At 69.7% G+C, this 11,249-nt stretch carries 7 protein-coding genes; 6 read left to right on the forward strand and 1 reads right to left on the reverse strand.

Going from position 1 to position 11,249, the window contains the following annotated elements; translation table 11 throughout:
• Positions 1 to 9: 9 nt before the first annotated feature.
• Complete coding sequence (locus tag ACIHFB_RS30370) at positions 10 to 1,008, reverse strand: aldo/keto reductase (protein WP_400128644.1); 999 nt, start codon at positions 1,006 to 1,008, stop codon at positions 10 to 12.
• A gap of 75 nt (positions 1,009 to 1,083) precedes the next feature.
• Between ACIHFB_RS30370 and ACIHFB_RS30375 the strand changes: the two genes are divergently transcribed.
• From ACIHFB_RS30375 to serA, 6 genes are all read left to right on the forward strand, one after another.
• A complete protein-coding gene (locus ACIHFB_RS30375; RefSeq protein ID WP_400128645.1) occupies positions 1,084 to 2,082 on the forward strand; it encodes a 2-hydroxyacid dehydrogenase in 999 nt (332 codons plus the stop codon).
• Between the two features lie 393 nt (positions 2,083 to 2,475).
• Positions 2,476 to 5,505 (forward strand): putative bifunctional diguanylate cyclase/phosphodiesterase, encoded by a 3,030-nt coding sequence (locus ACIHFB_RS30380; RefSeq protein ID WP_400128646.1) that lies wholly within the window; start codon positions 2,476 to 2,478, stop codon positions 5,503 to 5,505.
• Positions 5,506 to 5,729: 224 nt separating this feature from the next.
• On the forward strand, positions 5,730 to 7,610 hold the full coding sequence (locus ACIHFB_RS30385; protein WP_365287009.1) for an acetolactate synthase large subunit: 1,881 nt from the start codon (positions 5,730 to 5,732) through the stop codon (positions 7,608 to 7,610).
• A gap of 19 nt (positions 7,611 to 7,629) precedes the next feature.
• A complete protein-coding gene (gene ilvN / locus ACIHFB_RS30390) occupies positions 7,630 to 8,154 on the forward strand; it encodes an acetolactate synthase small subunit (RefSeq protein ID WP_187821043.1) in 525 nt (174 codons plus the stop codon).
• 118 nt (positions 8,155 to 8,272) lie between these two features.
• Complete coding sequence (gene ilvC, locus ACIHFB_RS30395; protein ID WP_400128647.1) at positions 8,273 to 9,274, forward strand: ketol-acid reductoisomerase; 1,002 nt, start codon at positions 8,273 to 8,275, stop codon at positions 9,272 to 9,274.
• A gap of 253 nt (positions 9,275 to 9,527) precedes the next feature.
• Positions 9,528 to 11,117: a phosphoglycerate dehydrogenase gene (gene serA / locus ACIHFB_RS30400; RefSeq protein ID WP_365287014.1), complete on the forward strand. Its 1,590-nt coding sequence runs from the start codon at positions 9,528 to 9,530 to the stop codon at positions 11,115 to 11,117.
• Positions 11,118 to 11,249: the final 132 nt, after the last annotated feature.

Consider the following 11,249-nt stretch of genomic DNA (forward strand, 5'->3'; position numbering starts at 1 on the left):
GCGCCCGTGTCAGTCCCAGGACCCCTGTGCCCCCGGCAGCCGTGCCACCTCCGCCAGGTCCTGCACGGTGAGCCGCACCTCGGTCGCCGCGGCGTTCTCCGTCGCCCAGCGCTCCTGTTTCGTGCCGGGCAATGCGACCACGTGCCGTCCTTGGGCCAGCACCCATGCCAGGGCCACCTGGGCCGGGGTGACGTCCTCGCCGTGGCGGAGTGCCACCCGGCGCAGACCGGCGACGATCGGCTGGTTGGCGGCCATCATCTCGGCCGTGAAGCGGGGGTGTCGGGCGCGGACGTCGTCCGGTTCGAAGCCCTCGCCGGGGGTCAGCGTGCCGGTCAGGAAGCCGTTGCCGAGCGGCATCGCCGTCATGAAGCCGACGCCGCGCGCCTCGCACCACGGCAGCAGCGCCTCCAGCGCCTCCGTCGACCACACCGACAGCTCCGCCTGCACCGCGCTCACCGGGAAGACCTGCTGCACCCGCTGCAACTGCCGGATCGTCGCGTCGTGCAGCCGGGCTCCCGGCCGCCGCCCGGAGCGCGCGCCCACCGCGCACAGCCCCAGCGACCTCACCTTTCCGGCCTGGACGAGCTCCGCCATCGCGCCCCAGGTCTCCTCGACCGGAACCTCCGGGTCCTCGCGGTGCAGCTGATACAGGTCGATGCAGTCGGTCTGAAGTCGCCGCAGCGACGCGTCGCAGGCCCGCTTCACATAGCCCGGCCGCCCGTTGGCCACGACATGCTGCTCGCCGACCAGCAGGCCCACCTTCGTCGACACGAAGGCGTCCTCGCGGCGCTCCTTGAGCACCCGTCCCACCAGCAGTTCATTCGTGAACGGGCCGTACATGTCGGCCGTGTCGAGCAGCGTCGAGCCCAGATCGAGCGCCCGGTGCACGGCCCTGAGCGACTCGTCGCCCCGCTGCCGCGAGCCGCTGTATGCCCAGCTCATCGGCATGCACCCGAGTCCGACGGCCCCCACCGAGAGCGCCGCCGCGCCGATCGTCCTGCGCTCCACCTGCTCGTAACCCTCCCTCTTCCGCGCCCCCAACCTAACCTCTGTGCCTTCCCACCCCTGACATAGCCTCCTGGCATGACTGCTGACGTGTGGCTGCCCATCCCGCCGGAAGACATCGAAGGGCTCCCGGAAGGCCCGAATTACCGTTTCTGGGACGGTGGTGAGGACTTCCCCGCGGACCCTGCCGACTGCGTCTACTACGTGGTGCCCTATATGAAGGCCCCCGACATCGGTCAGCGCCCGCTGCCCGAGATGAGTTCCGTACAGGTGGTGCAGACCCTGTCAGCGGGAATCGACCACGTGGAGTCGGGGCTCAGGCATCTGCGCCCGGGCGTACGGCTGTGCAATGCGCGCGGGGTGCACGAGGCGAGCACCGCCGAGCTCACGCTCACCCTGATCCTCGCCTCGCTGCGCGGCGTCCCCGACTTCGTGCGGGCCCAGGACCGGGGAGAGTGGCTCAGCGGGTTCCGGCCCGCGCTGGCCGACAAGAGCGTGCTCATCGTGGGATACGGCTCGATCGGCGCCGCCATCGAGGACCGGCTCACACCCTTTGAGCTCGCGCGGGTGGCGCGCGTTGCGCGCTCTGAGCGCACCACGGCGCGCGGCCTGGTGCATCCGCTCACCGAACTGTCCGCCCTGCTGCCCGACGCGGACGTCGTCATCCTGTCCACGCCGCTGACCGAAAACACCCGCCACCTGGTCAACTCCGACTTCCTGGCCCGGATGAAGGACGGCGCGCTCCTCGTCAACGTCGCCCGCGGCGGGGTCGTGGACACCAAGGCACTCCTTGCCGAACTCGAGAGCGGCCGCATCACGGCCGCCCTCGACGTCACCGACCCCGAACCGCTGCCCCGCGAACACCCCTTGTGGCGGGCGCCCGGCGTGCTCATCAGCCCGCATGTCGGCGGGCCGACGTCCGCCTTCCTGCCCCGTGCCAAGCGGCTTGTGACGGACCAGTTGAGGCGTTTCGTGAACCAGGAGCCGTTGCGGAACGTGATCCTTACGACAGGCGTGACGGGCAAACGTGCCACGGATGCCACGAGCGCACAGGAGCCGGACGAAACGGGCGCGTAATCCGCTTCGGGTACCCTCCGCATTCCTCCGAACGCGGTACGTGCTTGCATCGCCGCTGGTCGTCACGGAGCGTAGAGAAGCTATGTCCCTGAGTGACGAGACTGGTGTATCGTCCCGACAGGGGATGCGCCGCGGACCGTTCGGCGCCGGGGATGGACATTTCAGACTGTGAGGGGGGCGACGGGCGATGCACGGCCTATGGACGAGCGATCCGACGCGGCGGGGCCGCCGACGGCGACCCTGGCGCACGGCCGCGAGCAGACGCGGCCATCACGCCAGTCACGGCGGTCACCACAGCCATCACCACCGCAGGCACAGCAGCCGCCGGAAGCATGCGCATCCAGCGCGCCGGGACCCTCGGGACCCCGGAGCGGCGCGGACCGGGAGGGCCCGGTGAGCTCGCCGCTGCCCTCCACGACCACCCTCGACGGTGCGCTGCGGGCGCAGCGCTCGACGGGGGGACTGCTGCCCCGACCGCCCTCCATCGGCGGCGGGTCGAGCATGGTCCACCATCTGACCCTGGCCCTGGTGTGCGCGGGATACGCCGTCGGTTCCGCGCTCGGCTGGGGCTCGCAGCAAGTCGCGCTGATCATGGGCGACTTCGGCCTGAGCGCCGCGGCGGGTGCCGCGGCCGTGTCCTGTTTCCTCTACGCCCGAAGCCGGCGCATCCGGTTTCGGCCCGCCTGGCTGCTGTTCGCACTCTCCTCGGCGATGGCAGCCCTCGGCAATCTGGTCTGGGGGTGGTACGAGGTGGTCCTCGGACAGCCCGTGCCCAGTCCCAGCTACGCCGACCTGTTCTTCCTGTGCTTCGCGCCACCGGCGATCGTCGGACTCCTGGTCCTCGCCAAACGGCCGGTGACGAAGGCGGGTTGGGTCTGCCTGGGCCTCGACGCCTGGCTGATCGGCGGCTCGTTGCTCACGCTGTCGTGGAGCCTCGCCCTCGCCCAGGCGGCGAAGTCCGAGGGGTCGAGCGTGGCGCACACCGCGCTGTCGCTCGCGTATCCGCTGCTGGACATCGCCCTGGTCAGCATGGTGCTCGCGCTGCACTTCCGGCGCTCCTCGGTGAACCGCACCGCCGTGAACACCGCGATCGGCGCGCTCGCCCTGACCGTCATGTGCGACGCCCTGTTCACCTCGCCGCTGCTGCACTACAGCTACCGCTCCGGCCAGTTGCTGGACGCCGGATGGTTCGCCGGCTCGCTGCTCCTGGCGTACGCCCCCTGGGCCGCGCCGCGACAGGGGCAACCGGAGGACGAAGGGCACACGCGCGTGGTGCATGAACACGTGCCAGGACAGCGCGGCGGCGGTCACCACCACGCACCCGCGCAGGGAGGTGATCACAGCCGGTACCCGGCCGCCCGGCCCATCGCCGGTTCGCTGGCCGCCCTCACGCCGTATCTCGCCGCGGCGGTCTGCACCCTGGGGATCCTCTACAACGTCCTCAACGGCCGCAGCGTGGACCGCGTGGTGCTCCTCACCGGGGGCACGGTCGTGCTCGCCCTCGTGGTGCGCCAGGGCATCATGCTGCTCGACAACATCACCCTCACCCAGGAACTGGCGCAGAAGGAGAATCACTTCCGTTCCCTGGTGCAGGGCTCCAGCGACGTCATCATGATCGCCGCACCCAACGGCATCCTCCGGTACGTCTCCCCGGCCGCCGCCGGTGTCTACGGCAGCCCCGCCGAGGACCTCGTGGGCACGGAACTGGCCGATCTCATCCACCCGGAGGACCTGGGCTGCGTGGTGCACGAGGTGCGCCGTTTCCTCGCCGCCAGCCCGCTGGAGGAAGCCACTACGCGCATCGAGTGCCGTTTCAGGGCCGGCGACGGCGGCGGCTGGCTCAATGTCGAGTCCACCGTCAACCGCCACCACGGCGGCCTCATCTTCAACAGCCGGGACGTCACCGAAAGAGTGCGCCTCCAGGCGCAGCTCCAGCACAACGCCGAGCACGACCCGCTCACCGACCTGCCCAACCGCGCCCTGTTCACCCGGCGGGTCCAGCAGGCACTGTCCGGCCGTCGCGCCTCCGACCGGGGCGCCGCGCTCGCCGGTACGGCGGTTCTCTTCATCGACCTGGACGGCTTCAAGGCGGTCAACGACACGATCGGGCACCAGGCCGGGGATGAACTGCTGGTGCAGGCCGCCCGCAGACTCCAGGACGGGGTCCGGCAGGGCGATACCGCGGCCCGTCTGGGCGGCGACGAGTTCGCGGCCCTGATCGTCGGCGACGGCAGCCGTGACCGTGCCGCCCGTGAGCGCCACATACTGGAGCTCGCCGACCGCCTCAGGGTCACGCTCTCGCAGCCGTATCTCATCGACGGCAACGATGTCCGGGTCGCCGCGTCCATCGGCGTGGCCTTCGCCGAACCGGGCCTGGGCGCGGGCGAGATCCTGCGCAACGCCGACCTCGCCATGTACCGCGCCAAGGCGGCCGGCAAGGGCCGCGTGGAGCTGTACGCACCGCAGATGCAGCAGGACGTCGTACGAAAGGCAGAGCTGGCCACCCGCCTGCGGGCCGCACTGAACGACGGCGAGTTCACGCTGCTGCACCAACCCGTCGTCCGCCTCCAGGACGGCCGGATCGCATCGGTCGCCACCCAGGCGCGCTGGCGCTCCTCGCAGGGGGTGCTGTTCACCCCGGCCGAGTTCCTGCGGGTGGCCGAGGACAGCGACAAGACCCAGGAACTGGGCCGCTGGATGCTCGAGGAGGCAGTCGAGCAGGCCGCCGAGCGGGCCACGACGGGGCTGGCTGTCCCGGTGACGGTACGGGTGAGTGCCCGGCGTCTGCTGGACCGGTCGATGCCGCTCGGCTCGATCGAGGCCCTGCTGACCCGGCACGGGCTGCCGTCCGGGGCGCTGGTGCTGGAGCTGGCGGACACCGATCCACGGGTCTCCCTGGATGAGCTGGAGCGACGTCTGGTCGCACTGCGCAGGCTCGGGGTCCGGATCTCGCTCGACGGATTCGGCAGCGGACACGCGGCGATCACGGCGCTCAGACGGCTCCCGGTCGACGTACTGAAACTCGACCGTTCGCTGGTCGAGGGCGTCGTCGAGTCGGCCCGGCTGCACAAGATCACCAGTGGGCTGTTGCGGATCGCGGGTGATCTGGGCCTGGAGTCCGTGGCGGACGGCGTGGACCTTCCGGAGCAGGTCGTGGCGTTGCGCGCGATGGGCTGCACACATGGACAGGGCATGGCGTTCTCCGGTCCGCTCGACGAGTACCGGCTGCGCAGAGCGCTGGGTTCCGGCCACTATCCGGTGCCGCACGGCCCGGCCGAGCCCGCGTTCGCGGGCGGCGGCGCCTCGGAGGTGAACACACAATGGAACGGGGGCTCGGGGGTGTACACCAGTGGTGTCCCCGCTGTCCTCGGAGGCGGCAGTGCCCTTCGCTCACATAATGAGACTCCCGTCCCACCACCTTGACACCTGGTGCGTGCCGGGGAGAGGGTCAGTGCCATGCGCACCCGAATTCTCGTACTTGGAAAGCGCGTCGGCTGAAGCTGAGCCCTTGATCGCTCAGCGACCCCTCCCGGCGCGCTCCCCTCGCTTGCCTTACGGCACGAGGGGTTTTTTGTTGCACAGGCACCTGTCGTACAACAGCCGCACACCGCACGAACTTCGCAAAAACCCTCAGCATCGAGAAGAGAATGCCGATGACCGAGCAGGCCACCGGGGCCCATCACCCGCAGCCGCGGCCCCGATCCGGAGGACACCAGTCCGCCCCCGAGCACGTCACGGGTGCGCAGTCCCTCATCCGCTCTCTCGAGGAGGTCGGGGCCGACACGGTATTCGGCATTCCCGGCGGTGCGATCCTCCCGGCGTACGACCCGCTGATGGACTCCACCAGGGTCCGCCACGTCCTGGTCCGGCACGAGCAGGGCGCCGGCCACGCCGCCACCGGTTACGCGCAGGCCACCGGCAAGGTCGGTGTCTGCATGGCGACCTCCGGGCCCGGCGCCACCAACCTGGTCACGCCGATCGCCGACGCCCACATGGACTCCGTGCCGATGGTCGCGATCACCGGACAGGTCGCCTCCAAGGCGATCGGCACGGACGCCTTCCAGGAGGCGGACATCGTCGGCATCACGATGCCGATCACCAAGCACAACTTCCTGGTCACCAAGGCCGAGGACATCCCGCGCGTGATCGCGCAGGCGTTCCACATCGCCTCCACCGGCCGCCCGGGACCGGTGCTGGTCGACATCGCCAAGGACGCCCTCCAGGCGCGCACCACCTTCTCCTGGCCGCCGGTCATGGACCTGCCCGGCTACCGGCCCGTCACCAAGCCGCACGCCAAGCAGATCCGTGAGGCCGCCAAGCTGATCACCGCCGCCAAGCGGCCGGTCCTGTACGTCGGCGGCGGCGTCCTCAAGGCGCAGGCCACCGCCGAGCTGAAGGTCCTCGCAGAACTCACCGGAGCGCCCGTCACCACCACCCTGATGGCGCTCGGCGCATTCCCCGACAGTCACGAGCTGCACGTGGGAATGCCGGGCATGCACGGTGCGGTCACCGCCGTCACCGCGCTGCAGAAGGCCGACCTGATCGTCGCCCTCGGAGCCCGCTTCGACGACCGCGTCACGGGCAAGCTGGACAGCTTCGCCCCGTACGCCAAGATCGTCCACGCCGATATCGACCCGGCCGAGATCGGCAAGAACCGCGCCGCGGACGTGCCGATCGTCGGTGACGCCCGTGAGGTGATCGCCGATCTGGTCCAGTCCGTCCAGAAGGAGCACAGCGAGGGCAACCGGGGCGACTACAGCGCCTGGTGGAAGGATCTGAACCGCTGGCGCGAGAACTATCCTCTGGGCTACGACCAGCCTGAGGACGGGTCCCTTTCGCCGCAGCAGGTCATCGAGCGCATCGGTCAACTGGCCCCGGAGGGCACGATCTTCGCGGCGGGCGTCGGCCAGCACCAGATGTGGGCCGCGCACTACATCCAGTACGAGCAGCCCGCGACCTGGCTCAACTCCGGCGGCGCCGGGACGATGGGCTACGCGGTCCCGGCCGCGATGGGCGCCAAGGCCGGAGCCCCGGACCGGACGGTCTGGGCGGTCGACGGCGACGGCTGCTTCCAGATGACCAATCAGGAACTCACCACCTGCGCCCTGAACAACATCCCGATCAAGGTCGCCATCATCAACAACGGCGCCCTCGGGATGGTCCGCCAGTGGCAGACCCTCTTCTACAACCAGCGCTACTCCAACACCGTGCTGCACAGCGGCCCCGCTGCATCGATTAGCGGCTCCGCCGCGGGCGCCGGCAAGCAGCCCAGCGCCGGCACCCGCGTCCCCGACTTCGTGAAGCTGTCGGAGGCCATGGGCTGCTACGCGATCCGCTGTGAGTCCCCGGACGACCTCGACAAGGTCATCGAAGAGGCGAACTCCGTCAACGACCGACCCGTCGTCGTCGACTTCATCGTCCACGAGGACGCGATGGTGTGGCCGATGGTCGCCGCCGGCACCTCCAACGACGAGATCATGGCCGCCCGGGACGTCCGCCCCGACTTCGGCGACAACGAAGACGACTGAGCCAGAGAGACCAAGAAACATGTCCAAGCACACGCTCTCCGTCCTGGTGGAGAACACGCCGGGCATCCTGGCCCGGATCGCCGCTCTGTTCTCGCGCCGCGGTTTCAACATCGACTCACTCGCGGTCGGCGTCACCGAGCACCCCGACATCTCCCGCATCACCATCGTGGTGGGCGTCGAGGATCTGCCGCTCGAGCAGGTGACCAAGCAGCTCAACAAGCTCGTCAACGTGCTGAAGATCGTCGAGCTGGAGCCCGGCTCGGCCGTTCAGCGCGAACTCGTTCTGGTGAAGGTGCGCGCCGACAACGAGACCCGCTCCCAGATCGTCGAGATCGTCCAGCTGTTCCGCGCCAAGACCGTCGACGTCTCCCCGGAGGCCGTCACCATCGAGGCCACCGGTAGCAGCGAGAAGCTGTCCGCCATGCTCAAGATGCTGGAGCCGTACGGCATCAAGGAGCTGGTCCAGTCCGGCACGATCGCCATCGGACGCGGTGCGCGGTCGATCACGGACCGGTCGCTGCGAGCGCTCGATCGGTCGGCATAGCGACGTAATCGGGCGGCCGGGGACCACCGGCCGCCCGTATATCGAGACCCGCGAACTTCCCTTCCGCCCGCCGTCATACGGTGGGACGCAACACCTGCACACAAGGAGAGAACCCAAAGTGGCCGAGCTGTTCTACGACGCCGACGCCGACCTGTCCATCATCCAGGGCCGCAAGGTCGCGGTCATCGGTTACGGCAGCCAGGGCCACGCCCACGCGCTGTCGCTCCGTGACTCGGGTGTCGACGTCCGGGTCGGTCTGCACGAGGGCTCCAAGTCCAAGGCGAAGGCCGAGGAGCAGGGCCTGCATGTGGTGACCCCTGCCGAGGCCACAACCGAGGCCGACGTCATCATGATCCTGGTCCCGGACCCGATCCAGGCCCAGGTCTACGAGGAGTCCATCAAGGACAACCTCAAGGACGGCGACGCCCTGTTCTTCGGCCACGGCCTGAACATCCGCTTCGACTTCATCAAGCCGCCGGCCGGCATCGACGTCTGCATGGTCGCCCCCAAGGGCCCGGGCCACCTCGTCCGACGTCAGTACGAGGAGGGCCGCGGCGTTCCGTGTATCGCCGCCGTCGAGCAGGACGCGACCGGCAACGCCTTCGCGCTGGCCCTGTCGTACGCCAAGGGCATCGGTGGCACCCGCGCCGGCGTCATCAAGACGACCTTCACCGAGGAGACCGAGACCGACCTGTTCGGTGAGCAGGCCGTTCTCTGCGGTGGTACGGCCGCGCTGGTCAAGGCCGGTTTCGAGACGCTGACCGAGGCCGGCTACCAGCCGGAGATCGCGTACTTCGAGTGCCTGCACGAGCTGAAGCTGATCGTCGACCTCATGTACGAGGGCGGCCTGGAGAAGATGCGCTGGTCCGTCTCCGAGACCGCCGAGTGGGGCGACTACGTCACCGGCCCGCGGATCATCACGGACGCCACCAAGGCCGAGATGAAGAAGGTCCTCGCCGAGATCCAGGACGGCACCTTCGCCCGCGAGTGGATGGCCGAGTACCACGGCGGTCTGAAGAAGTACAACGAGTACAAGCAGGCCGACGCGGAGTCGCTGCTGGAGACCACCGGCAAGGAGCTGCGCAAGCTCATGTCGTGGGTGAACGACGAAGAGGCCTGAGCCTCGCCTGACCCGTGGCGGTGCCCTCGACCCGGGGGCGCCGCCACGGGGCTTCGCCCCGGACCCGTACACAACGGAGCTGCACGTCCGGGTGATCCTTCCGCAGAGGCGCAGGACGGCCTCCGCCGCCGCACTACACTGCCGTACTACATACGCGTCAGGCCCACAGCGTCGTGCGTCTTCCACGCGGTAGCCCCCTCCACCGCATGCGGCCGTCGGGACGGCCGTCCGCATTGGACATGTGAGGACTCACGTGAGCTCGAAACCCGTCGTACTCATTGCTGAAGAGCTGTCGCCCGCCACCGTCGACGCGCTGGGACCGGACTTCGAGATCCGGCACTGCAACGGAGCAGATCGAGCCGAACTGCTCCCCGCCATCGCAGACGTCGACGCGATCCTGGTCCGTTCCGCCACCAAGGTGGACGCTGAAGCGATCGCCGCCGCGAGCAAACTGAAGGTTGTCGCACGAGCCGGCGTCGGCCTGGACAACGTGGACGTCTCCGCCGCCACCAAGGCCGGCGTGATGGTCGTCAACGCCCCCACCTCGAACATCGTGACCGCCGCCGAGCTGGCCTGCGGTCTGATCCTCGCCACCGCCCGCAACATCCCGCAGGCGAACGCCGCGCTGAAGAACGGCGAGTGGAAGCGCAGCAAGTACACCGGCGTCGAGCTGGCCGAGAAGACCCTCGGTGTCGTGGGCCTGGGGCGCATCGGCGCGCTCGTCGCCCAGCGCATGTCGGCGTTCGGTATGAAGGTCGTCGCCTACGACCCCTACGTCCAGCCTGCCCGGGCCGCGCAGATGGGCGTCAAGGTGCTCTCGCTGGACGAGCTGCTCGAGGTCTCCGACTTCATCACCGTGCACCTGCCGAAGACCCCCGAGACCGTCGGTCTGATCGGTGACGAGGCGCTGCGCAAGGTCAGGCCGAGCGTCCGCATCGTCAACGCCGCGCGCGGCGGGATCGTCGACGAGGAGGCGCTGTACTCCGCCCTCAAGGAGGGCCGGGTCGCCGGCGCCGGTCTCGACGTGTATGCGAAGGAGCCCTGCACGGACTCCCCGCTGTTCGAGTTCGACCAGGTCGTCTCCACCCCGCACCTCGGCGCCTCCACCGACGAGGCGCAGGAGAAGGCCGGTATCGCCGTCGCCCGCTCGGTGCGCCTCGCCCTCGCCGGTGAGCTGGTCCCGGACGCGGTGAACGTCCAGGGCGGCGTCATCGCCGAGGACGTCAAGCCGGGTCTGCCGCTCGCCGAGCGCCTGGGCCGGATCTTCACCGCGCTCGCCGGTGAGGTCGCCGTCCGCCTCGACGTCGAGGTGTACGGCGAGATCACCCAGCACGATGTGAAGGTGCTGGAGCTCAGCGCCCTCAAGGGTGTCTTCGAGGACGTCGTCGACGAGACGGTGTCGTACGTCAACGCCCCGCTGTTCGCCCAGGAGCGCGGCGTCGAGGTGCGGCTGACCACCAGCTCGGAGTCGCCCGACCACCGCAACGTCGTCACGGTGCGCGGCACGCTCGGCAGCGGCGAGGAGGTCTCCGTCTCCGGCACGCTGGCCGGTCCGAAGCACCTTCAGAAGATCGTCGCGGTCGGCGAGTACGACGTCGATCTCGCGCTGGCCGACCACATGGTGGTGCTGCGCTACGAGGACCGTCCGGGTGTCGTCGGCACCGTCGGCCGCGTCTTCGGCGAGGCGGGCATCAACATCGCCGGAATGCAGGTGTCGCGGGCGGTCGCCGGTGGCGAGGCGCTCGCGGTCCTCACCGTCGACGACACGGTGTCGCAGACCGTGCTGACCGAGGTGGCCGAGGAGATCGGCGCGACGTCGGCGCGTTCGGTGAACCTGGTCTGACGCCTTACGGCTGAAGCGGCGGGGGGGGGGGGGGGGGGCCGCCGCCCCCCCCCCCCCGGGGGGGGGGCCCCCCCCCCCCCCCCCCCCACCCCCCCGCCCCCGCCCCCCCCCCCCGGGCCCCCCCCCCCCCAC

It is taken from the genome of Streptomyces sp. NPDC051963, assembly GCF_044593495.1.
GTDB lineage: Bacteria > Actinomycetota > Actinomycetes > Streptomycetales > Streptomycetaceae > Streptomyces.

Coding starts and splice junctions, on each gene's coding strand:
- ACIHFB_RS30375 (WP_400128645.1), top strand. CDS start 1,084: ATGACTGCTGACGTGTGGCTGCCCATCCCGCCGGAAGACATCGAAGGG.
- ACIHFB_RS30385 (WP_365287009.1), top strand. CDS start 5,730: ATGCCGATGACCGAGCAGGCCACCGGGGCCCATCACCCGCAGCCGCGG.
- ilvN (WP_187821043.1), top strand. CDS start 7,630: ATGTCCAAGCACACGCTCTCCGTCCTGGTGGAGAACACGCCGGGCATC.